This window comes from Gardnerella sp. DNF00497B, from assembly GCF_049262725.1.
Lineage (GTDB): Bacteria > Actinomycetota > Actinomycetes > Actinomycetales > Bifidobacteriaceae > Bifidobacterium > Bifidobacterium leopoldii.
In genome coordinates this window covers 1,241,023-1,263,574 of sequence record NZ_CP058400.1, presented here as the reverse complement: position 1 = coordinate 1,263,574, position 22,552 = coordinate 1,241,023, and the positions used below count along the sequence as shown (strand labels likewise).

The following is a 22,552-nucleotide window of genomic DNA, read 5'->3' as shown; positions in this document are numbered from 1 at the left end:
GGTGACTTTTGAATGACGTTTGAATGACTTTACGTAATTAAGCGGAGGTTAGATTATGGCTGAGGTTGAATCTCCAACATTTTCTACGCGTATGCTAGATAAGGGTGGACGTTCCGTTTTGGCGTTAATGGTGGCGTTTCTTGCTGCTATCTTTGCGTTCCAGCTAAACGTTTCTATGCTTTCGCCAGTATTGACGACGATGTCAAAAGAACTTCATACTACAGATACTCAAATCGCTTTAACGCAAACAATATTCTTTACTGCTGCAGCATTATTTTCGCTATTTTTGCCGCGATTGTCTGATCTAATTGGGCGTAAAAAAGTACTTTCCGGAATTCTTATCTCAACTCTTTTTGGAAGCATTATTTCTGCGCTAGCTCAAGACGTTAATATGCTTATGCTTGGGCGTATTTTGCAAGGTGCTTCCGGTCCTGTATTGCCAATGTGCTTAATTATGTTGCGCGTGCGCGTACAGCAAGAAAAAAGTTACGCAAAGTTGATGGCAATATTAAGTTCCGTAAATGGCGGTATTGCTGGATTTGATGCTTTATTAGGTGGTTGGCTTGCCAGTAAATACGGATTCCGTTCTGTTTTCTGGATTATGGCTTCAATCGCAGCTATTGCTGTTATTATGATTATTGTTTTAGCTGATGAATCTCGCTCGGATGCTACTAGCAGAATGGATTGGCTAGGAGTTGTAACGCTCGGAATTGCGTTTCTTGCAATATATCTTTCTATTAATGAACTTAGTAATAAACTAGCTAAATCTAACTGGCTTATGGTGCTTATTCTTGTGCTTGTTGCTGTGCTGTTTTTCGCAATATTCTGGAAAATCGAAGTTTTAAGCGCGGCTCCGCTGGTTTCTACAACATATATGAAGCAGCGTCGTACATGGGGTTTGCTTTTGTGCACTTTATTGACAATGACTGGCGTGTTTGCTTTGATAAATGGCGTTGTGATAAAGCTTGCTAACGATAGTAAGTTTGGTGCAAATATTGGCACAAATATGGTAAGTTTCGTAACTCTTACTCCTTACGCAATTATTGGGCTATTGTTTGGCACTATTTCGGGCGTGCTTGCTGCAAATTACGGGTACAGGCTTGTGTTGCGTATTGGAATTGCGTTTAGCATGATTTGTGTTGCTTTTGGTGTGTATGTTGCTTATATGCCGTCTGCTTGGGCTTTGGTGCTGTTTTCAGTGTGGGTAGGTGTGAGCTATTCTGGCATGGCAAATATTATGCTTAATGGCTTGGGTATTGTGCTTTCTCCAAAAGATAATCCGGGATACTTGCCGGGTATGAATGCTGGAGCTTTTAATTTGGGAGCCGGCTTAAGTTTTGCAATTTTGTATGCTGTGATGACGAATGTTGCGTCTTTAAGTGGCGTAACATGCGGATACGCTGCTGCGATGGTTGCCGGCGTCGTTTTGCTCGCTTTTGCGCTCGCTTGCTCGTTCTTAATTCCGGATCCTAAGGCGGCGGATAAGTAATATTGTAAAGTTTCGCCGTTTTTTGGCGCGCAAACGGCTTTTCCTTTACACAGCTGCACAGTTTCTGCCGTTTTTTGGCGCGTAGCCGACCGAAACTTTACACGCGCGTAAAGTTTCTGCTGCCGCGTGCGTGTCTGCAGGTTCCAGCTAAGCTAGAAGTATGCACATTATTGCTGGACGTTTTAAATCTTTGCCGCTTACTTCAGCGCAGTCGTGTACAAGACCTACTACAGATCGCACAAAAGAAGCGATATTTTCTAGGCTCGATTCGTGGGATGTTATGCACAATGCGCGCGTACTTGATCTATTTGCTGGCACGGGAGCACTCGGAGTTGAAGCGCTATCTCGTGGCGCGCGTGAGCTTGTTTCTGTTGAAGCAAATTCGCAAGCAGCTGCGCTTATACTTCGTACGTCGAAAGCGTTGCAGAGTTCAAAGGCTTGGGATTCTGCGCTTTCTATGAGGGTTCTTCGAAAGCGCGCGGAGCAGTTCGTTGCGGATTATAGTGGGGAAGCGTTTGACTTGGTTTTTATTGATCCGCCTTATGCTTACGAAACTGCGGATTGCGAAAGTTTATTGGCTTCGATGATTGCGAGCGGAGTTGTGAGCGTTTCTGCAGATACGTTGATTGTGTTGGAGCGTAGCGCGCGAAGTGTTTTGCCGACTATGCCTGAGGGCTGGGAGCTGTTTGATACGCGTAATTACGGAGAAACTTCCGTGTTGTTTATTCAGCCTTCTCGCGACTAATTTATTTTTCGGCTTCGTTACAATCTGTTTTCGCACTCAGGCTGTGGCGCGAGTTTTGGGGGATTTCTCTCCTCGCACGTCCCGTCCTTCAGTCGCTTTGGCTGTTAGATGTTTTGCTGTCTGCTTTGTTCTTTAAAGAACGTTGCTCCATCAGTCCTCTTTTAGTGCTCGTAAAGAAATCCCCCAAACTCTGCGTGTTTAATCGTTAATAACCGTGTCTATCGCAGAGATTTTTCGATTTTTCTTCTTCGCTTGGCGAATCAGCAGCCTGCGGCTCTGACGTTCGCCGCGCTCAGTGCGAAAAATCTCAAATCTCTACCACACGAATATTAGTACATTGAAGTTAGCGTACTAAACAGGTGGTGGTGTTATGGTGAAGGGATTTTGTGTTGTACGTGCGGCAGCAATAATGTTAGTGTTCTCTAATCAACAAGTAATTAACGTTAGCAGGGCAATACTGTTGCCGGAGTATTTCTGGCTTTTGTTGCTAGAGTAAGTTTTTGCGCGGATGATCGCCAGAAACTTCCCATCCGAGCGACATAAGTGTTTTTCGATCCGCCTTATCTATCTTGTGGCAGTCCAATTTTTCAATCAAATCAGGACGAATTTCGCTTGTGCGAGATATAGCTTCATCTCGACGAAAACGATCAACTTTGGCGTGATTTCCGGAAGTGAGTATTTCCGGAACGCTTATACCGCGCCAAGTAGTTGGACGCGTATATTGATGGTGTTCCAAAAGTGCGTCCGATCCTGTGTACGACTCTTCAACAATCGACTCAGGATTTCCCATAAACCCAGGGATTAAGCGTGTAATTGCCTCAAGCATAACGCTTACTGCAACTTCTCCGCCATTTAGCACGTAATCGCCAATTGAATACTCGCGTACGTCAATTCCTTGCGCGCGGTAATATTCTGGAATCCTAGCGTCGTAGCCTTCGTATCTACCGCATCCAAACACCAAATGATTTGCGTTGCTTAATTCCGTTGCGTCTTTTTGCGTAAATAGTGGGGCAGAAGGGTTCGGGAATATAAGGATTGGTTTAGTTGAGTCTATTTTATTAGGCGCGATTTTTGCTTCTTCGCAACTATCGCATGTATCGCACGTATTTTTTACTTCAGATTTTGGCAAGTTAAGCAGCTCGTCTAAGCATTCCGCCCAAACTTCAGGCTTCATAACCATGCCAGCGCCACCGCCAACCGGCGTGTCGTCAACCGATTGATGCACATCGTGAGTCCATTTGCGTAAATTGTATGCGCGAATTTGCAATAAACCATTATTTTGTGCTTTGCCTAACAAACTTAGGTCTAGCATGCGAAAATATTCTGGGAATACGGAAATAATATCGATGTCCATCATAAGGCACTCTACTACGAAAACTACAAAACTACAAAAGCCCCGGAATTAAACCGCCAGGAGGATCAATAGTCAAATACCCGTTTGCAACATCAACTTCCGGCACAATAGCTTCAACAAATGGCACGAGCGCTGTTTTATTCTCTTCGTCAATCGGATGATCTAAACGGATTTTCAGTAACGATTGCGCGCCGTCGAGCACATCCACGACTTTTCCAATAACTTTAGGAGTAAGCCCAAGCTGATTTTCTTCGCACAAACGCGCTTGCAAACCGACCAAATCCTTAATATACCAAGCATTTTCAGCAGCAAGCTCTTGCGCATCTTCTGCATGCACATACAATTCAGTGCCATTAAGTGCTTCCGCATCGTTGCGATTTTGTGATTCTTCGAATAGTAAAATCCAACGATTTTTGAACGTTCTTGCGTTCTCAATAACGAACTCGCGCTCGCCGTTTGCAGTGCACAATATATTTCCAGGCTCAAAACGTTCATAAGGCTCATCTGTAAAAATTTGTACAGTGACTTCACCTTTTAAACCTTGGGCTTTACCGATACGACAAACCCTCAGCAGGTCATTACGACTTTGCTGAGGGTTGTCAAAAGATTGTTGGTCTAATGCCACGTTCATCTCACTTACGTACGTCCATAATGTCAACGCGCACATTGTGGTTGCTCAAAGCTTGCACAACAATGCGAATTGCATTAGCGGTACGACCATTGCGTCCAATAACGCGACCGATATCTTCAGGATTCACGCGTACTCGAAGCAATTCGCCGCGAGCATTTTCGTGAGAACGTACCGACACGTCATCTGGAAAATCTACGATGTTCTTAATGAGATGTTCAACAGCTTGAGCCAGCATGATTACTCAGCCTTTTCCTCGGCTTCGGCAGCTTCAGCTGGGGCTTCTTCGGCTTCGTTTGCAGCGGCTTCAGCTGCAGCCTTAGCCTTAGCAGCGGCTTCAGACTTAGCGGCCTTCAGCTTCTGAGCTTCAGCTTCAACAGCTTCAACGCGAGCCTGTGCGTCTGGGCCAGCTTCAGAAGTCTTCAACGTGCCTTCGGCGCCGTCGAGACCCTTGAACTTCTGCCAGTCGCCAGTGATCTTCAAGAGCTTCAACACTGGTTCGGTTGGCTGTGCGCCAACGCCAAGCCAGTACTGTGCGCGCTCAGAATCAATCTGAATCATAGATGGCTGCTTGTTTGGATCGTAAACGCCGATCTCTTCGATGGACTGACCGTTGCGCTTGTTGCGTGAATCAGAAATGACTACACGGTAGAAGGCATAGAACTTCTTGCCCAATCGCTTAAGACGAATCTTGGTTGCCAAAATGGCTCTCCTTATAACTAGAGTCGTGGAATTTCGTTCGGGTGTGGGGCACTCCTTGCGAGCTTCCACATGTTCCTCACGTGATCGGGAAGAGGGCGCCGATTCACGCGAATAACTTATCCATTATGCCTGCGCGCTTGGACGTTTTTATCTAGTGATTGTAGGTCGATTGCTGCGATGTAGGCTAGGTGATCAGTGCCGTCAACAACTATATTCTTTTGCCATAGTGCGTTAGATTTACAGTTTTTTGCGCAAAATAGCACATGGTCAAGTGTAAGATTTGGCCACTTAAGCCATGTAGGCCATGTGCGTAGACGCTTTCCAAGCGAAAGTGCAACGTCTGTAAATCCGTATTTCAAAAGCGAGCGAAAGCTTGGGTGGTCGACTGTGGAATTAAGATCGCCAGTAACAATAGTAAGAGTTGCTAAATCGCAAGTTTTCGAAGTGGATTCGTCAACGCAATAAGTAGAATCAATAGTCGCAAGTGCGCGAATTCCATTACTCCAAGCAGCACACCCACGCATCGGTGACTTTGGATGTGCAGAAGCAAATTTCACTACAACTTTTTCAGTTGCACCAAAATCTAAGCAAGTTGTAACGCGAGGCACGCTTGCAGCTTCAATTTTTACGGAATTATTGCAAGTAGAAATCGCGGAATATTGCGTAAAAATAGCGTTGAATCCGCCGTTATTATGCTCACTTTGCGCACCTACGCACGAAGTTGGGAAAATTTCGTATATTCCAAGTTTCTCAAGATTTTTTACTAAAGACTCGCTTAATTCTTGTAAAAGTAACGTATTTACGTGATATTTTTTCGTTATTTCTATTATTTCGGATGCGCTCGCTTTTCCGTATCTGCAATTAAGAGTCATCACGCGTATTTCTTGATGCCGTTTCTTGCAGCTTTTGCGCGACGACCTGCTTTCGTGCAACCTACGTAATTTTGCAAACCAGTACGGCGTATGCGACTTAAGCGAAATCAAAAATAGCACAGCGTACGCAATACATAAATATCCGTAAGATTTCGCGTAAGATTGCGCTAAATTAAGCGATTTCGTCACTTTTTCTGCGCAGCATGTATACAGCAAAAAACCGCCAAAATTACACAAAAACAGTGCTCCCATAACGTAAGTTGCAAGTGGAAGCAGCGCAATAATATACGGAAGTGGGTTATATTTATCCGCACCTGTTGGCAGCCAACGCATCAACTGCCACAAAAGAAGCGGCACAAATATAACCCACAAAAACGCCAATACTAAAATCATCGACCGAATAAGCCAGCTAATCCGCCGCCAAAGTTAGGTGGCAGTTGATTATCTTGATTTGCATCTTCGGAATTCATAAGTTCCTTAAGTCCTTCAGGAAGATTCTGAAGATTGGGTTGCTGCGGCTTTGCAAAAGCAGAACCTGCAACATCGTCGCTAGTAGATTCGCCAGAAAGACGCTCACGCAACGCGCGCTCTTCAGCTTCCCTGCGCATTGGATTTCCGGACTTTCCGCCCTTCTTCTTGCCTTTCTTATCTTTGCGCTTCGACTTACTGCCGGCTCCACCGAATCCAGGAATTCCGCCCATGCCAGGCATTCCAGCGCCTCCGCTCATTCGCTTCATCATTTTTGCAGCCTGCTCGAAACGTTGCAAAAGTGCATTAACTTGCGAAACGCTCACGCCTGAACCAGCAGCAATTCTCGCGCGGCGAGATCCGTCAATAATCTTCGTATTTCTACGCTCTTGAGGAGTCATAGAGCGAATAATTGCCTCAGTTCGGTCAATTTCCTTATCGTCAAACTGCTCAAGCTCCTGACGGTGAGCTGCCATTCCAGGCATCATGCCCAAAAGCTTCTTCATTGAGCCAAGCTTACGAACTTGCTGAAGTTGCTCCAAAAAGTCATCCAAACCAAAGCTGCCTTCAGCTATTTTTGCAGCAGCCTTGCGTGATTCTTCTTCGTCGAACTGCTTCTGTGCGTGCTCAATAAGCGTCAAAATATCGCCCATATCGAGTATGCGTGAAGCCATTCGATCAGGATGGAAGATTTCAAAATCCTTCAAACCTTCACCTGTAGAAGCAAACAAAATCGGCTTTCCAGTAACGCTTGCAACCGAAAGTGCAGCACCGCCTCGAGCGTCGCCATCAAGCTTAGAAAGCACAACGCCGGTAAAGTTTACGCCATCGTTAAAAGCTTGAGCAGTGCGAACAGCATCCTGACCAATCATTGCATCAATAACAAACAGCACTTCTTGCGGTTGCACGGCATCGCGAATATTGCGTGCCTGCTTCATAAGCTCTTCGTCAACACCCAAACGACCTGCGGTATCAATAATCACAGTGTCATACATTTTTTCGCGCGCATAATTAATAGAATCGCGCGCAACCTTAACAGGGTCGCCTTTAGTGAACCATGGCAAAGAAATCGCGCTTCCGCCTGTTTGCACACCCTTTTCTGGAGCAAATACAGGAACTCCTGCGCGCTCGCCAACAACTTGCAGCTGTGTGACTGCATTAGGTCGTTGCAAATCTGCTGCTACAAGCAAAGGAGTATGACCTGCATCCTTTAGCCAGTAGCCTAGCTTTCCAGCAAGCGTAGTTTTACCTGCACCTTGCAAACCTGCAAGCATAATTACAGTTGGAGGGTACTTCGCAAAATTAAGCTGCCTATCTACACCTGCGCCCAATACTTGCGTAAGCTCGTCGTTTACAATTTTCACAACTTGCTGAGCTGGATTTAAAGCGTGCGAAACTTCCTCACCAAGAGCGCGCTCGCGAATTCGAGCAGTGAATGAGCGTACTACTTCCAACGCAACGTCTGCATCGAGAAGTGCGCGACGAATCTCGCGAATTGTGCCGTCAATATCGGATTCTGATAGCTTGCCTTTGCTGCGCAAATGCTTAAAAGCATTGGAAAGGCGGTCTGTTAACGAACTAAATGCTGCCATAGTTTTCCATTCTACCTGTTGTTGCTAACGTAACTTTAGTGCAATTGCTAACTAATACTTTTGCGTTACTTTCGTTTATTGCAAATGCCAAGATGATCCTTGCGAAGTATCGACAATTACAATTCCTGCGTTATTTAACGCGTCGCGAATAGCATCTGCAGTAGCAAAATCCTTTGCTTTTCTAGCATCTGCTCTAGCTTTAAGTTGCAAAGTAATTAAAGAGTCCAAAGCTGAGTATTCTTTGCTTTCCTTGCCATTTGAGCCTTCTGCAGACGATTGATTATCGTTCGAAGCCCACGTTTTTGCGTAAGGATCCAAGCCCAAAGTATCTAACATAGCTCGCACTTGCAAAACAGCGAGATATATGAGCTTTTGTACGCTTTCGCTTTGTGCTTGTGAAGAATCTTTGCTGCAGTCGTCAATAAGAGCATTTCCTTGACGAATTGTAGTAAATATTTCTGCGATTGCGCCAGAAACGTTAATGTCATCGTTCATAGCGCGAGTAAAATCTTCTGGAAGCTCGTCTGCGTTAACAGAGTGCACTTCTTCGCAAGTTGGCTTCTTGTCAAGCAATCTGCCAGCTCTCTCAAGGAAGTTCATAATGCGATCGTAAGCCGATTTTGACTCCACCAAAGCTTGGTCGGACCACTCCAGCATTGCACGATATTGCACTGCTCCCAAAGCATAACGCACAACCCAAGCCGAATTATTTGCCAAAACTACTGGTACGGAAAGTCCATTTCCTAAGGATTTGGACATTTTTTCACCTTTTGCGGTAACCCATGCTGAATGCATCCACACATCAGCGCTTTCCCAGCCAGCAGCACGCGTTTGTGCCATTTCGTTTTCGTGGTGAGGGAAACGCAAATCCAGGCCGCCTCCGTGAATATCGAAATCGTCTCCAAGATATCGATGGCTCATAGCAGAGCATTCAATATGCCAACCAGGGCGTCCTTCACCAAAAGGAGTTTTCCAGCGCGCATCCGGCTGATCGAAATCGCAAGGTGCTTTCCAAAGTGCGAAATCCCTAGGATCATGTTTGTCTGGTGAAGCATCTGCAGGATCTGTTGGATTGTAAATATCGTTTTCAGCAGCGTCTACGCTTGGACCCTTTGCGTCTGCAATAGCTGCGGCTTCGTCTGCGCAAGTTTCATTTTGGTTCTGATTTTGGTGTGTTAATTCGCCGTAATGCTCCCAACTTGGCACGTCAAAATAAACATTTCCAGTAGGATTTCCGTCGCTGTCATTAATAACATATGCGTGACCGCGCTCAATCAAACGCTCAATCAGCTCAACCATGTCTGTAATATGACCTGTTGCGCGCGGCTCAACTGTTGGCGCAAGTACCCCTAAAGTATTGTAGGATTTTGTAAATTCGCGCTCGTAAATATATGCTCGTTCCCACCAATTTTGCCCTGATTCATTGGCTTTTTTCATAATTTTGTCGTCAATATCTGTGACGTTTCTAACAAACGTGACTTTGTAGCCTAAACGTAGCATCCAGCGACGGATTATATCGAATGCGATCGCTGCGCGAATATGACCAATATGCGGAGAACTTTGCACTGTGGCGCCGCACACGTACATGCCTACTTGACCAGGCTTTTTAGGTACGAAAGTGTTCGTTGAATGTGAAGCCGTGTTGTATAAGTGCAGGTTTTCTGCGGCTTTAGTAACTTTTGCAGTCTCTTCGTTCAAACTCTTATTAAGCATAATTGCTATTATAAATGCTTCTTTATACTCAGAGTGACTTTGAGAAGTTGCATTTCGTGCGTCGGCTCTTTAGTTAGCGATACAATTATTGCGATTTGGTTTTAGATTTAGCTTTAGTAATCCAATTAGATTCATATCTATTACTTATCTATTACCTAGCTGTTTTTATTTTGTTCGTTACGAAAGGAATATCATGGCTGAGATTTCATCTGCTCTTATGACGGACATGTATGAATACACTATGCTCGACGCTGCTCTTAAAGACGGCACCGCAAATCGCAAGTGCGTTTTTGAAATTTTTACGCGCCACTTGCCTCAAGGCCGTCGTTACGGAGTTGTTGCTGGCATGGGCCGCATTTTGGAAGAGTTGCAAAAATTCCATCTTTCGGAAGATGATTTACGTTTCTTAAGTGATCGCAAAATTGTTAGTACAGAAACCATTGAATGGCTGAAAAATTTCCGATTCCGCGGTAAAATTTCCGGTTATCGCGAGGGTGAGATGTTCTTCCCTAACTCGCCAATTTTGCAAGTAGAAGGCACTTTCGGCGAGTGCACTTTGCTCGAAACTCTTCTGCTTTCCGTTCTCAATTACGATTGTGCTGTGGCGTCTGCTGCAGCTCGCATGGTTTCTGCTTCCGCAGGACGTCCTTGCATGGATATGGGCGGCCGCCGCACGAACGAATATTCTGCAGTTGCCGCATCTCGTGCAGCAGTAATTGGCGGTTTTAAAGGTACTGCAAATCTGTTAGCTGCAAAACTTTACGGTTTAAAGGCAATCGGAACTGCAGCTCACTGCTTCACTCTTGTTCACGACACTGAGCGTGACGCTTTCACTTCTCAAATTGCAGCTCTTGGCAAAGGCACTACGCTTCTTGTTGACACTTATAATATTGAGGAAGCTGTAAAGACAGCCGTGGAAGTTGCAGGTCCAGATCTTGGCGGAATTCGTATTGATTCTGGAGATTTGTGCGCTCTGGCTCGTCGCGTTAGGAATCAGCTCGACGAGTTGGGTGCTAAAAACACAAAGATTACAGTTACGAACGATTTGGACGAGTATGCTCTTGCTTCCTTACAAAATGCGCCTGTGGATTCTTACGGCATCGGCACAATGCTTGTAACCGGCTCCGGCGCTCCAACTTGCGCAATGGTTTATAAGCTTACTGAGCGTGAGGGTGCAGATGGTGTAATGCAGCCTGTTGCTAAGCGTTCTAAGAATAAAGCGACTGTGCCTGGACGTAAATTGGCGTATCGTTCATACGATTACAGCAACGATTCTTGCGGTGTAGCTGATTGCGAACGCGTGATTTCCGGTTCGGAAGTTGCGCTCGCTCAGTTTAAGCCTAAGGATTCGTGGGAGAATCTGCTAGTTGATTACATGGTCGACGGTGAAGCTGACGAACAGTTTATGGGTCACGATGCGATTATGCGTGCCCAGGATTATTGCGCTTCTGCTTTGCGTCGACTGCCTTTGGCTGCGCAAAGTTTGATGCGCGGAGACCCTGCAATACCAACAGAAATTCAAGTACTGTAGAAGTACTGTAAATTGATTTTTTTAAAACTAAACTTTACTAAATAACTAAATAAGATTCGCAAAAGGATCGCAAATAATTTTCGCAAATAATTCATGCGTAAAGATTAGCGTTTCCGACAGCTTTTTGAGTGTTTGTTGCGATAATGCTTTATGCTTGGTTTTGCGAATAAAATTCAATTAAATTTTAGTGCGCTACGAAATTCGTTACACAATGCGTTACGAAAGGATGCGAGATGTTTTCATCTTTAGAAGCAGATAATGCGTTAGATGCTGTTATGGAATCTGGTTCGCAATCCACAGATCCAGACTCTGGTTCCGGCACAAGCACTTCTGTTCTAGAACGTCCAGAAGTTGACGAAGATGCTCGTCTAGATGATGGTGGTAATGCAGATCGTTTTGCGCACTATGTGTCAAAAGACAAAATTGAAGAGTCGCGCTTAACTGGTCGACCAGTAGTAGCTTTGTGCGGTAAAGTGTGGATTCCTCGACACGAAGCAAATGACTACCCAGTTTGCCCTGAATGCAAGCGCATATACGAGGAATTAGGAAAGTTTAATTTTTAAGTAATTATGTTGCGTATTTAAGCAATTTATATTAAATATCAGCGTTACTTCTATCTTTAACGATAAAAGTAACGCTATTTTATTAATATATTTTTGTTCTGAGCGCAATGGGTGATAATCTAAGAGCATGACTATAGCTGTGTGCCCCGGCTCGTATGATCCAGTCACTGCCGGCCATTTAGACGTAATACAACGTTGTACGCATCTATTTGATGAAGTACATGTGCTAGTTGCGGTAAATGCTGCAAAGACTCCGTTATTTCCTGAATCTGAGCGCGTAAAAATTATTCAAGAAGCAATAAATAATTTGCCGCAAGCTCAGAATAGTTTCAATCGCAATTGCAAAATAGTAGTAACTTCAACAGCTGGTTTGATTACTGATTACTGTACAAAAGTTGGTGCTACAGTAATCGTAAAAGGCTTACGTCAAAACGGTGATTATGAGGCAGAACTTGGAATGGCGCTAGTGAACCGCAAATTAGCAGGTATCGAAACGCTTTTTCTGCCTGCTGATCCTGTGCTTGAGCATGTTTCAAGCTCTGTGGTTAAAGATGTTGCTCGTCATGGGGGAAATGTTACTGGCATGGTTCCAGATAACGTAATACCCTTATTAAAAAAGCTTTTTAATGAACAATCATTAGGTGTAGATAATAATTCATCTATGCTGAACAATTGAACAGGAGAGTAGAAGATGACAAATAAAAATGAACTTACTGACGCAACTTCTGGATTATCTAGTGAAGGAGACGACACAATGGAGCGCGAAGTGCAAGTTGATCGCAATCAAAAGCTTCCATTGCATCCGGTTCTTGCAGATGAAGAAGATGCTCAAGACGGCGTTGTAAATACAACGCAATCCGACGTGCGAAGTGCGCGTAAAGGCGACCTATTAGTTGACTCAGATGCTGACAATACAGAAACGTCATCTGTTGCGGCAGTTGGAAGTGTTTCTGCTGCGGAAGATGTGCGAGATAATGGCGCTGATAGTGCAAATAAGAACAATAAAAATAGCAAAGCAGCTTCTTCGCCAGCATCATTTTCTCCTTTCCCTCTTCCAGATTTACGAGAAAGAGAAGACGGTGGCGTTATTGACTTTGAAGAAAATGAATCTGAAACTTCAAAAGTAGCTGCAGAAGCAGTAAGCGATGAAGTGCGCTCAAAGAGTCGCGCTGAATTTACAACAGTTTACGACATTATTGATGCAATGGAAGCAGCCCTTTCGGAAGCAAAGAATGTTCTGTTTGCTGCAGGAATGGTAAAAATTGATCGCGATGAGTTCGTTGACCAGTTAGCGCGTTTGAAAGATATGCTTCCTGTGCAATTGGAGCGAGCTTCTGCATTAATGCGAGAAGCAGAGCGACGTTTGCGTACAGCGCAAGCACAAGCAAGCTCTATTGTTTCCTCAGCGCAATCTCAATCTGCAGAAATAATTGAAGAAGCGCAAGAGCGTGCTCAATTCTTAGCAGGTCAAGAAAACGTAACGGCTTTAGCAAAACAGAAAGCTCGCGATATTCTCGCTATTGCGCAAGCAAAATCAGACAAGCTTACGCAAGGTGCGGATCAGTATTGCGCAACTGTTATGGAAGGCTTAAAGCAGCAGCTAGATAAATTAGAGCAAGACGTGCAAGCGGGTCAGCGAGTGTTAGAAGATCGTCGCCGAGCTGCAGCGCACGTACAAAACGACATTAGCTCATCATTGTATGACGATGATGAAGAGGAAAGGAATTAGTAATGGCTTCGCATCCATCCCAATCACCATGGGCTGTTCCAGTAGCGCAAATGGCTGCGCGCGCTGGTAGTAGCATGTCGTTGCATCGCGTATTTCCGGCGCCGGAAGGCATTGGAGATTACGTTATTGGCGTAAAGCCAGGCAGCGATGTTATGGTTGATGGCGATTTTGATGCTGTGGTTGACGGCTTAATGTTTCAGGGCAGTATTACTGCTCCGGTGCATGCAGAATGTACTCGATGCTTGATGCCGCTTCGTCGCGATTGGAAAGTGGATGTGTGTGTATTCTTCCCATATGCTGACTCGCGTTCTAATCGTTCTGATAATCGCAATACTCGTGGCGATGCGGATGAAGCTGAATCGCAAATTTGGGATGAAAATGACGAGTCAGGCAATGTGTATCCGCTAGTTGCGGGTGGCGATTTTGCGGATATTGAGGCTCTTATTCGCGACACGATGGTAAGTGAGTTGCCGTTGCAGCCGTTGTGCGAGCCGGATTGCCGCGGACTTTGCTCTCAGTGTGGCGAAAACTTAAACGAGCATCCAGATCATCATCACGACGTTACGGATATTCGTTTTGCTGCTTTAGAGGATTTGAAAGCTCAGCTTGAGCAGAATGAAGAGCGGCATTAATTTTAGCGAGTTGTAAAGTTTCTGCCGTTTTTGAGCTGATTCCCGACCGAAACTTTACAGTAGTGTAAAGAAAAGGTCGTTTGCGCGCCTTATTTCGACCGAAACTTTACAGTAGTGTAAAGAAAAGGTCGTTTTTGGGCTGAAAAGCGGCATAAACTGCGCACGTTTGTAAAGTTTCTGTCGCACTAAAGAGAAATTAGGTTGCGCAATTTGTACGGCGCTTGCTGTAATATACAGAACGCTTAAGCTCAATCGATTGAACGAAATAGAGGAAAGAATTATGGCACTGCCTAAGTACAAGACCTCGCGTGCTAATACGCATTCGCGTCGCGCTAATTGGAAGGCGTCTGCCGTGCAGACTGTGACTTGCCCGAACTGCGGTTCTCAGGCATTCCCACACATGGCTTGCCCATCTTGCGGAACCTTCCGTGGTCGTGTTTACCGTGAAGCTATTCGCTCCGAGCACACCAAGTAGGTTTTATTAACAGAAACCCTGCCATCGACGGGTGGCAGGGTTTTTCTTTTTCTTTCGTATTGTGGTTGTTGCGCGAGTTATCGTTTGGTGTGGCGTGAGTTTTGGGGGATTTCTCTCCTCGCACGTCCCGTCCTTCGTCGCTTTGGCTGTTAGAGGTTTTGCTGTTTGCTTTGTTCTTAAGGAATGTTGCTTCCTCAGTCCTCTTTTAGTGCTCGTAAAGAAATCCCCCAAACTCTGCGTGTTTAATCTTTAATAACCTCGTTTTATCGCAGAGATTTTTCGATTTTTCTTCTTCGCTTGGCGAATCAGCAGCCTGCGGCTCTGACGTTCGCCGCGCTCAGTGCGAAAAATCTCAAATCTCTACCGCACTAATATTCGACCTCTCAAGCAACACCCACCCCTCACTACTCAGAAAATGATTAGTGTTTTTGTTGTGTGGTAGTCATTTCGGTGTAGCGATGGCAGAGCAATAATGCTAGTGTTCTTTGATTGATAGTCGCTTATCGTATTCGAAGTATCGATGACAAAGTTCGCAGATCAGGTAAAGTTCGTAGTTACTTACGCGCGTCGAGTGCGTGCCAAGCGATTTCGGCGGCTGCGAGTTGCGCTTTTCGTTTGCTAGAGCCACTTCCGACTCCCAGCACTTCGTCGCCATCCTTATGCGCCAAAACCGCGCGAGCCTCAAATACTGGTGCGTATTCTGGCCCAGAAACAGCCATTCGATACTCTGGATCTTCCAAACCCATATCGTGAGCTTTGACTGTAAGCGAAGTCTTCCAATCGAGAGCTGGTCCTTCAGTTAGCACTTCCGCCAAAGTGTCGTCAATCAAACGATGCACAACTCTGCGAGCTTCATCAATTCCATGCTCAACAAAAGTTGCGCCAATAAGCGCTTCAACAATATCGCACAAAATTGAATCTTTATTATTTCCGCCCTGCTCCATTTCTCCGCGACCGAGAAGAATATACGCGCCAACATGCAGCTTTTCGCGCGCGACAGCAGAAAGCGCCCATTCAGACACAGCTTTCGCTCGCATCTTTGCAAGCTGACCTTCAGTCATGTCTGGATGTGCAGAAAACAGCGTTTCCGTAGAAACTAACTCAAGCACAGCATCGCCCAAAAACTCAAGTCGCTCATAATTTCGTGTGCCAGGATGCTCGTGCGAGAACGAGCGGTGGGTGAGTGCTTCTACCAAAAGATCCGGCGAAATAGTTGTGCCTAAAGCGTTCAAAAGTTCCTGCGTTGGGTCTCCAGGACGTGTTTCATCGCCATCTAATCTCAAAACTCCATCTTCGTTGTGTTGCGCATGTGAGTTGTTTTGATTATTTTGATTGTGTTTGCTCTGCATATTTTGTTGATTGTTCTGAGTTTTCATAGCACGTATTATTATAGTCCTACTACCAACACAAGCGCTTTTAAGCTTCGTGTTCGCATTTGCGATCGCATTTTTCCATATTCCTTCTATATCCTTTCGTATAAGTGTTCAGCTATATTTGTGGATTATGCCTACGTATGATTTGGGATTAGAACGAGTTTCGCTAGAATTTGCTACAAAAACGATTTTTACAGACGTAACTCAAGGTGTTTTTGAAGGCGACAGAATAGGTATTGTTGGAAAAAATGGTGACGGAAAGTCAACGCTACTTCGGCTACTTGCCGGTACAATGCAGCCTGATTCTGGTCGCGTTACAAAGCGCGGAGGGCTTACTTTTGGCATGTTGGATCAGCGCGATCCATTGGACGATAACGCAACTGTGCGCGAGGCTGCTCTTGAAAATCGCGAAGATTACGAGTGGGCTGCAGATCAGCGTTCACGCGAAATTGTAGAAGCGCTTCTTGGTGGCATAAATTTGGAAGCAAAAGTAGGCACGCTTTCTGGAGGCCAGCGCAGGCGCGCAGATTTAGCAAGATTATTGTTGCACGATTGGGATATTTTGGCTTTGGATGAGCCTACGAATCATTTGGACGTTGTGACGATTCATTGGCTTGCGGAGCATCTTCTTCACCGTTGGCAGGACGGTCAAGGTGCGCTTTTGATTGTGACGCACGACCGTTGGTTCTTGGATGAGGTTTGCACTTCGATGTGGGAAGTGCACGACGGCGTAATTGATCCTTTCGAGGGTGGTTACAGCGCTTATATGATGCAACGCGTGGAGCGTGAACGCCAAGCGGATGTGCGCGAAGAGCGTCGCAGAAATTTGGCAAGAAAAGAGTTAGCTTGGCTTTCTAGGGGTGCTCGTGCGCGTTCTACTAAGCAAAAATTCCACGTAAAGCAAGCGCGTGAGCTTATTGCAGATGTGCCGCCGCTAAGAGACACTCTTGAATTGAAGAAAATGGCAACTTCGCGTCTTGGTAAGCAAGTTGTTGATTTAATTGACGTTACGCAAATTTTCGACAACGCTCAGCAGCTAAAAAATATCGATCCGGATATTGTAGAAAACGCATCTTTAGGTGAAGATAATGCAGAAAAATCAAATAAAGTCGATATCGTAGAATCTGCTTTTGCGCAACCAACTCACGTAGGAAGCGTTACTATTGCTGTTGACGAGAGTCAAGAAAATTCTTTTGAAAATACTGCGGAAAATACTTCTGAAAATACTGCTACGAGCGCAGAAAACATTGCAGAAACTTCAGCTGCATCGCGCAAAACTATTACTGGACGCATGATTTTAGACGATGCAACTTGGCTTATAGGCCCAGGCGATCGTTTTGGAATTGTGGGTGCGAATGGAGCAGGAAAATCAACATTATTAAGCATTATTGACGGGTCTCTAAAGCCTACGCTTGGACACGTAAATATCGGCAAGACTGTAAAATTTGCTGTGCTTTCGCAGCGGCTAGAAGAGCTTGAAAAGCTTGGAAAATATAAAGTAAAAGAAGTTTTAAGTCGCTATAAGCCTAGCTATATTATCGATGGCAAAGAAGTGACTCCAGGTCAGCTTATGGAAAGGCTTGGTTTTAAGCCCGAGCAGCTTATGACACCAATTGCGGATCTTTCGGGCGGTCAAAAGCGCCGTATGCAGTTGCTGCTGATTTTGCTAAACGAGCCAAACGTGCTGATTATGGATGAGCCTGGAAACGATCTCGACACTGACATGCTTGCAGTTATGGAGGATTTGCTCGATACTTGGCCCGGCACTTTGATTGTTGTTTCGCACGATCGCTACTTGCTTGAGCGCGTAACAGACCAGCAATTTGCGCTTATTGACGGCAAAATTCGTCACCTTCCAGGCGGTGTAGATGAGTATTTGCAAATTGTAGAAAAGTTGCAGCGTGATCACGAAAATAGCATTAGTACTGCGAGTACTGTGAATGCTTCAAGTACTGCAAATTCTACAACTAAAGAAAGTTCAGAAAGTACAGTAGCTGAGCCAAAACTTACAGGCAAAGCCTATCACGATGCTGCAAGGCGAGTTTCTGCAATCGAGCGAAAACTTACAAAGCTTGAAGAAGAAAAGTCGCAAATTGAAGCGCAAATGGCTGCGCATAACCCAAGTGACTTTGTTGGACTTCAATCTCTTAACGAAGATCTCCAAAAAAACGAGCAAGAAACCAGTGCTCTTGAGGATGAGTGGATGAAGCTTTCTGAGCAGCTTTAGTACAAAATTGCTGCGCGCTAAGAAGAAGAAATAGAAGATAACAGCCACGTGCTAAATTTGTGAGGTATGACTCAAATCAAGGATATGTTGGAATCTGTAAAACCAATTCGCGTTGACGGTCGTAATGTTGACGAGCTCCGACCTGTGCGCATAACACGTAAATTTACTGATGTTCCTGAAGGTTCTGTGCTTATTGAGTGTGGCAATACGCGCGTAATGTGCACTGCAACTTTTACGGTTGGTGTGCCTCGTTGGCGTAGAGATTCCGGTTTGGGTTGGGTAACTGCCGAATATTCTATGCTTCCTAGAGCAACAGCTGAGCGAACTGATCGCGAATCTGTGCGTGGAAAAATTGGTGGTCGCACTCACGAAATTAGTCGTCTTATTGGTCGCTGCTTGCGCGGTGTAGTCGATATGAAAGCAATGGGTGAGTGCCAGATTCAAATTGATTGCGACGTGTTGCAAGCGGATGGTGGAACTCGTACTGCTTCTGTAACTGGAGCTTATGTAGCTTTGGTAGATGCGCTTAATTGGGCAGAAAAGAATGGTCATATTCGCTCTGCTGCAAGTGTTATTAAGGATTCTATTTCCGCTGTTTCTGTAGGCGTTATTAACGGCACGCCTATGCTTGATTTGCCTTATGTTGAAGACAGTCAAGCTATGACAGATATGAACGTAGCTATGACAGGTTCCGGCACTTTCATTGAAATTCAAGGCACTGCAGAACATCGTCCATTTAATCGCGACGAATTAAATACGTTACTTGATTTGGCAACTAAAGGTAATCGCGAATTGCAAGCTGCTCAAAAAGCCGCTTTAGCAAAATAGAAGAGATTGAAGGAGAACGGGCGTGAAGCTTATTGTGGCAACACATAATGAGGGAAAACTCGTTGAAATTAAGCAAATTTTAGAGGAGCAATTGTCGAAGCTGGCAAACAGTTTCGAGTTAGTAACTGCAGGTTCTCTTGGCTTGCCTGATCCTGTGGAAACTGGCGTGACTTTTGAACAGAATGCTTTGCTCAAAGCGCGTGATGTTGCTGCAAGAACAGGTTATCCTGCTATTGCAGACGATTCGGGTCTTATTGTCGACGTGCTTGGTGCTGCCCCTGGTATTCTTTCTGCCAGGTGGAGTGGTGTGCATGGGGACGATAAAGCTAATAATGAGCTTCTTTTGCGCCAACTTTCTGATATTCCAGATCAATGTCGTACTGCTCGTTTTCGTTGTGCTGCAGCTCTTGCTATTCCGGATGGGTGCAGTGAGGTTCCTGAAGGCAGTGTTATGTCGCATTCTCACGGCTTTGAGACTGTTCGAGTCGGAGAAATGGTTGGTCACTTGTTGCGCGAGGTGCACGGAACTAACGGTTTCGGCTATGATCCGCTATTTGTGCCAGATCTTCAGCCTATTCGCGATGGTGTGCAAATGAAAGGTTTGACTAGCGCGGAGCTGACTCAAGAAGAAAAGAATGCTATTTCGCACAGAGGTAATGCTTTGCGCGCGCTTTTGCCGGAGTTGCAGGCATTATTTATTACCGAATAAGCATTTATTACTGAATAAGCGAAAAATTTCGTGCGCGAGATGGGACTTGAACCCACACGTCGTAAGACACAGGAACCTAAATCCTGCGCGTCTACCATTCCGCCACTCGCGCATAGACTCATATAAATAATCGAGCGAATAAAAACAAATCAAAAGTATTAATACACTCGAGCGAGTCAGAGAGCCGCTTGACAGAATCGAACTGTCGACCTTCTCATTACGAGGGAGACGCTCTACCGACTGAGCTAAAGCGGCATGTTGCCCGAGACGCATTCGCGACTCGCGCACAAATCAATTACTATATATCATATTTTTAAATTTGTCCAATGGGCGCGCCGTACAAAATATAATAGTCATTAAGCAAGTATTGCATAGTTTGTATTGCAATTCGTTTAGTGTGGCGCGAGTTTTGTGGGATTTCTTTCCTCGCAGGCGCGACGACCTGCTTTCGCGCAGCACCAGTGTGATTGTGTTCATTTTTGTGTTAAGCTTCGCGTGTTTCTGTCTGCTTTTGTGAGTATCTTGTGAATTGGACTATAGTGACGATTGCTGTCACGTAAGTTGAAGAAATGAAAGGACCTAGAAATGGCCATCAATCCGCCAGTTGACGCCGTAAAAACCCCAGAGTGGGCTGCATTGCAGAAGCATTACGACGAGTTGCAATCAGAAGGTGTTTGCCTGAAGAAGTGGTTTGCTGAGGATGCAAATCGCGTGGATAAGTTGAGCTTCGAAGCTGGAGATCTCCACTTCGATCTTTCTAAGAATTTAATTAAGCCTGAAACTCTTAAGCTTTTCGCAGACCTTGCAAAGGCAGTTAAGCTTGACGAGCGCACTAAGGCAATGTACACTGGCGTGCACATTAATAATACAGAAGATCGTGCAGTTTTGCACACTGCTTTGCGTCGTCCTGCAGAGGATGCTGGCAAGTTCATTGTTGACGGTCAAGATACCGTTGCAGACGTGCGTGAAGTGTTGGGTCGCATTTACGATTTCGCTAACGAAGTTCGTTCCGGCGCTTGGAAGGGCGTTACCGGCAAGAACATTAAGACCGTTGTAAACATTGGTATCGGCGGCTCTGATTTGGGTCCGGTCATGGTTTACGAAGCTTTGAAGCCATATGCTGACGCTGGTATTAGCGCTCGCTACGTTTCTAACATTGACCCAAACGATATGGCAGAAAAGACCAAGGATTTGGATCCAGAAACCACTTTGTTCATCATTGTTTCCAAGACCTTCACTACTTTGGAGACTTTGACCAACGCTCGTACCGCTCGCACTTGGTTGCTGAATAAGCTTCAGGAGTGCGGTGCTATTGACGGAAGCGACGCAAAGAAGGCTGAAGCTGTTGCTAAGCACTTCGTGGCTGTTTCCACCAACCTCGAAAAGGTTGAAGAGTTCGGCATCAACCCAACCAACGCTTTTGGCTTCTGGAGCTGGGTTGGCGGTCGTTACTCTGTGGATTCCGCTGTCGGCACTTCTTTGGCTGTTGTTCTCGGTCCAGAGCGCTTCGAAGAGTTCTTGAAGGGCTTCCACGCAATCGATACTTACTTCGCTGAGACTCCATTCGAGAAGAACGTTGTTGTGCTTCTCGGTATGCTCAACGTTTGGTATCGCAACTTCTACAAGGTTGCTTCTCACGCTGTGCTTCCATACGATCAGTACTTGCACCGCTTCCCAGCTTATTTGCAGCAGCTCACCATGGAATCCAACGGTAAGTCTGTGCGCTGGGACGGCACTCCTGTAACAAGCGAAACCGGCGAAATTTTCTGGGGTGAGCCAGGCACCAACGGCCAGCACGCTTTCTACCAGTTGATTCACCAGGGCACTCAGCTTATTCCAGCTGATTTCATTGCTTTCGTGAACACGCCAAATCCTACTAAGGATGGCGATCAGGATGTGCACGAGCTCTTCTTGGGCAACTATCTTGCACAGACTAAGGCTCTTGCTTTCGGCAAGACTGCTGATGAAGTTCGCGCTGAAGGCACTCCAGAGGAGATTGTGCCAGCTCGCGTGTTCAAGGGCAACCGTCCAACCACGTCCATTTTCGGCGATGCTTTGACTCCATTTAGCCTGGGCGAGCTTATTGCTCTCTACGAGCACATTACCTTCGTTGAAGGCACTGTGTGGGGCTTGGATTCCTACGATCAGTGGGGTGTGGAGCTTGGCAAGCAGCTTGCAAAGCAGATTACTCCTGCAATCTCTAAGGATGATGAAGCTTTGGCAGCTCAGGATGCTTCTACGCAGAGCTTGATTCGCTTCTATCGCGCTCATCGCAAGTAAGATAGTAGTCATATAGGCAATCGTTTTTAGCGATTGTTGATTTATAAGCCTCTTGGCGTCAATTCGTCAAGAGGCTTTTTGTTTAGCATCTGTCGCTGAGTTTTGTAAGTTTCAAATGCATCGCAATGTGTTTTGCTGCATGTTGACACAACTGCAACAATAATTTATAATGAGCACGGTCGGTAGGTAAGGCTACCACGGGGATACGGGTTGCTGCCGCAACACAGTGGAGACACTGCACGCTGGTTAACAGTCGTTGTCGAATTCAAGGCTTCGACTAATGCAACGCCACCGCCCTGCGAAGCTGAAGCTTGAACGACGTGGCACGCTTAACATGCGTTTGTGTGTTTTGGTGCGCCTCTGTTCTCTTGTAAACCTCCGATTCAATGATGAAGATTTGCGCCGGCAGCGCACTAACTTAAGGAGGTGATTTGCCGTGAAACATGACAGTAAAAGCCATAATTCTAGTACTCGTACTGATGAAGGCTCCGACACTATTGGCAGTAGTAGTTCGGATGTTCCTCCTGAATATATGAAGCCGGCAATCACCGAATTTAGGTTGCAAAACTTGCGAAATATATAACTTACGAAATATAACTTATGAAATATAATTTGTGGAGTTAAAACGTGAGTTCTAGTTAT

20 protein-coding genes, 2 tRNA genes, 2 pseudogenes and 1 riboswitch are annotated in these 22,552 nt (G+C 45.4%); of the genes and pseudogenes, 14 read left to right on the top strand and 10 right to left on the bottom strand.

The window, feature by feature from the left end:
* The first annotated feature begins 55 nt into the window (after positions 1 to 55).
* Both HXT26_RS04830 and rsmD read left to right on the top strand, forming a co-directional pair.
* Positions 56 to 1,489: an MFS transporter gene (locus tag HXT26_RS04830; RefSeq protein WP_112928504.1), complete on the top strand. Its 1,434-nt coding sequence runs from the start codon at positions 56 to 58 to the stop codon at positions 1,487 to 1,489.
* 160 nt (positions 1,490 to 1,649) lie between these two features.
* Entirely contained in the window at positions 1,650 to 2,234 is a 585-nt protein-coding gene (gene rsmD, locus HXT26_RS04825; protein ID WP_004105380.1) for a 16S rRNA (guanine(966)-N(2))-methyltransferase RsmD, read from the top strand.
* A gap of 487 nt (positions 2,235 to 2,721) precedes the next feature.
* On the opposite strand, the gene trmD is transcribed toward rsmD, so the two are convergent.
* The 7 genes from trmD to cysS form a co-directional block, all read right to left on the bottom strand.
* Positions 2,722 to 3,588, bottom strand: coding sequence for a tRNA (guanosine(37)-N1)-methyltransferase TrmD (trmD, locus tag HXT26_RS04820; RefSeq protein ID WP_422112101.1), 867 nt, complete (start codon positions 3,586 to 3,588; stop codon positions 2,722 to 2,724).
* 31 nt (positions 3,589 to 3,619) lie between these two features.
* Positions 3,620 to 4,219: a ribosome maturation factor RimM gene (gene rimM / locus HXT26_RS04815; protein WP_032835294.1), complete on the bottom strand. Its 600-nt coding sequence runs from the start codon at positions 4,217 to 4,219 to the stop codon at positions 3,620 to 3,622.
* 1 nt (position 4,220) lies between these two features.
* A complete protein-coding gene (locus HXT26_RS04810; RefSeq protein ID WP_004105376.1) occupies positions 4,221 to 4,454 on the bottom strand; it encodes an RNA-binding protein in 234 nt (77 codons plus the stop codon).
* Positions 4,455 to 4,456: 2 nt separating this feature from the next.
* A complete protein-coding gene (rpsP, locus tag HXT26_RS04805; protein ID WP_004574047.1) occupies positions 4,457 to 4,918 on the bottom strand; it encodes a 30S ribosomal protein S16 in 462 nt (153 codons plus the stop codon).
* Positions 4,919 to 5,034: 116 nt separating this feature from the next.
* Positions 5,035 to 6,183 carry an endonuclease/exonuclease/phosphatase family protein gene (locus HXT26_RS04800; RefSeq protein WP_410299483.1) on the bottom strand — a complete coding sequence of 383 codons (1,149 nt, stop codon included), beginning with the start codon at positions 6,181 to 6,183 and terminating at the stop codon, positions 5,035 to 5,037.
* Positions 6,180 to 7,850, bottom strand: coding sequence for a signal recognition particle protein (ffh, locus tag HXT26_RS04795; protein ID WP_004105368.1), 1,671 nt, complete (start codon positions 7,848 to 7,850; stop codon positions 6,180 to 6,182). The genes HXT26_RS04800 and ffh overlap by 4 nt, the downstream gene beginning before the upstream one ends.
* Before the next feature lie 75 nt (positions 7,851 to 7,925).
* Positions 7,926 to 9,563 carry a cysteine--tRNA ligase gene (cysS, locus tag HXT26_RS04790; protein WP_004105366.1) on the bottom strand — a complete coding sequence of 546 codons (1,638 nt, stop codon included), beginning with the start codon at positions 9,561 to 9,563 and terminating at the stop codon, positions 7,926 to 7,928.
* Between the two features lie 193 nt (positions 9,564 to 9,756).
* Between cysS and HXT26_RS04785 the strand changes: the two genes are divergently transcribed.
* The 6 genes from HXT26_RS04785 to rpmF all read left to right on the top strand — a co-directional run bounded on the left by HXT26_RS04785 (position 9,757) and on the right by rpmF (position 14,493).
* Complete coding sequence (locus HXT26_RS04785) at positions 9,757 to 11,094, top strand: nicotinate phosphoribosyltransferase (protein WP_004105363.1); 1,338 nt, start codon at positions 9,757 to 9,759, stop codon at positions 11,092 to 11,094.
* A gap of 233 nt (positions 11,095 to 11,327) precedes the next feature.
* Positions 11,328 to 11,657 (top strand): DUF3039 domain-containing protein, encoded by a 330-nt coding sequence (locus HXT26_RS04780; protein WP_004105359.1) that lies wholly within the window; start codon positions 11,328 to 11,330, stop codon positions 11,655 to 11,657.
* A 127-nt stretch (positions 11,658 to 11,784) separates the two neighbouring features.
* A complete protein-coding gene (gene coaD, locus HXT26_RS04775) occupies positions 11,785 to 12,333 on the top strand; it encodes a pantetheine-phosphate adenylyltransferase (protein ID WP_032835291.1) in 549 nt (182 codons plus the stop codon).
* Positions 12,334 to 12,348: 15 nt separating this feature from the next.
* Entirely contained in the window at positions 12,349 to 13,386 is a 1,038-nt protein-coding gene (locus tag HXT26_RS04770; RefSeq protein ID WP_004105355.1) for a hypothetical protein, read from the top strand.
* A 2-nt stretch (positions 13,387 to 13,388) separates the two neighbouring features.
* Positions 13,389 to 14,018, top strand: a complete 630-nt coding sequence (locus HXT26_RS04765; RefSeq protein WP_004574043.1) for a YceD family protein — start codon at positions 13,389 to 13,391, stop codon at positions 14,016 to 14,018.
* A gap of 280 nt (positions 14,019 to 14,298) precedes the next feature.
* Positions 14,299 to 14,493: a 50S ribosomal protein L32 gene (rpmF, locus tag HXT26_RS04760; RefSeq protein WP_004574042.1), complete on the top strand. Its 195-nt coding sequence runs from the start codon at positions 14,299 to 14,301 to the stop codon at positions 14,491 to 14,493.
* Between the two features lie 554 nt (positions 14,494 to 15,047).
* Here the strand turns inward: rpmF and rnc are convergent.
* Positions 15,048 to 15,869: a ribonuclease III gene (gene rnc / locus HXT26_RS04755; RefSeq protein ID WP_004105351.1), complete on the bottom strand. Its 822-nt coding sequence runs from the start codon at positions 15,867 to 15,869 to the stop codon at positions 15,048 to 15,050.
* A gap of 127 nt (positions 15,870 to 15,996) precedes the next feature.
* On the opposite strand from rnc, the pseudogene HXT26_RS04750 reads away from it, so the two are divergent.
* From HXT26_RS04750 to HXT26_RS04735, 4 genes and pseudogenes are all read left to right on the top strand, one after another.
* Positions 15,997 to 17,769, top strand: a pseudogene (locus tag HXT26_RS04750) (ABC-F family ATP-binding cassette domain-containing protein); the annotation flags it as partial.
* A 93-nt stretch (positions 17,770 to 17,862) separates the two neighbouring features.
* A pseudogene (locus HXT26_RS04745) lies at positions 17,863 to 18,093 on the top strand (ABC transporter C-terminal domain-containing protein); the annotation flags it as partial.
* A 66-nt stretch (positions 18,094 to 18,159) separates the two neighbouring features.
* Positions 18,160 to 18,921, top strand: a complete 762-nt coding sequence (gene rph / locus HXT26_RS04740) for a ribonuclease PH (RefSeq protein ID WP_004105347.1) — start codon at positions 18,160 to 18,162, stop codon at positions 18,919 to 18,921.
* Between the two features lie 22 nt (positions 18,922 to 18,943).
* Positions 18,944 to 19,630 (top strand): non-canonical purine NTP pyrophosphatase, encoded by a 687-nt coding sequence (locus HXT26_RS04735; protein WP_004105345.1) that lies wholly within the window; start codon positions 18,944 to 18,946, stop codon positions 19,628 to 19,630.
* Positions 19,631 to 19,661: 31 nt separating this feature from the next.
* Here the strand turns inward: HXT26_RS04735 and HXT26_RS04730 are convergent.
* Positions 19,662 to 19,742, bottom strand: a tRNA-Leu gene (locus HXT26_RS04730).
* Positions 19,743 to 19,812: 70 nt separating this feature from the next.
* A tRNA-Thr gene (locus HXT26_RS04725) sits at positions 19,813 to 19,885 on the bottom strand.
* Between the two features lie 330 nt (positions 19,886 to 20,215).
* On the opposite strand from HXT26_RS04725, the gene pgi reads away from it, so the two are divergent.
* Together pgi and HXT26_RS04715 are read left to right on the top strand one after the other, a co-directional pair.
* On the top strand, positions 20,216 to 21,910 hold the full coding sequence (gene pgi, locus HXT26_RS04720) for a glucose-6-phosphate isomerase (RefSeq protein WP_004105339.1): 1,695 nt from the start codon (positions 20,216 to 20,218) through the stop codon (positions 21,908 to 21,910).
* Between the two features lie 171 nt (positions 21,911 to 22,081).
* Positions 22,082 to 22,242: riboswitch (M-box (ykoK) riboswitch) on the top strand.
* Between the two features lie 104 nt (positions 22,243 to 22,346).
* Positions 22,347 to 22,493, top strand: coding sequence for a hypothetical protein (locus HXT26_RS04715; RefSeq protein WP_004574037.1), 147 nt, complete (start codon positions 22,347 to 22,349; stop codon positions 22,491 to 22,493).
* Positions 22,494 to 22,552: the final 59 nt, after the last annotated feature.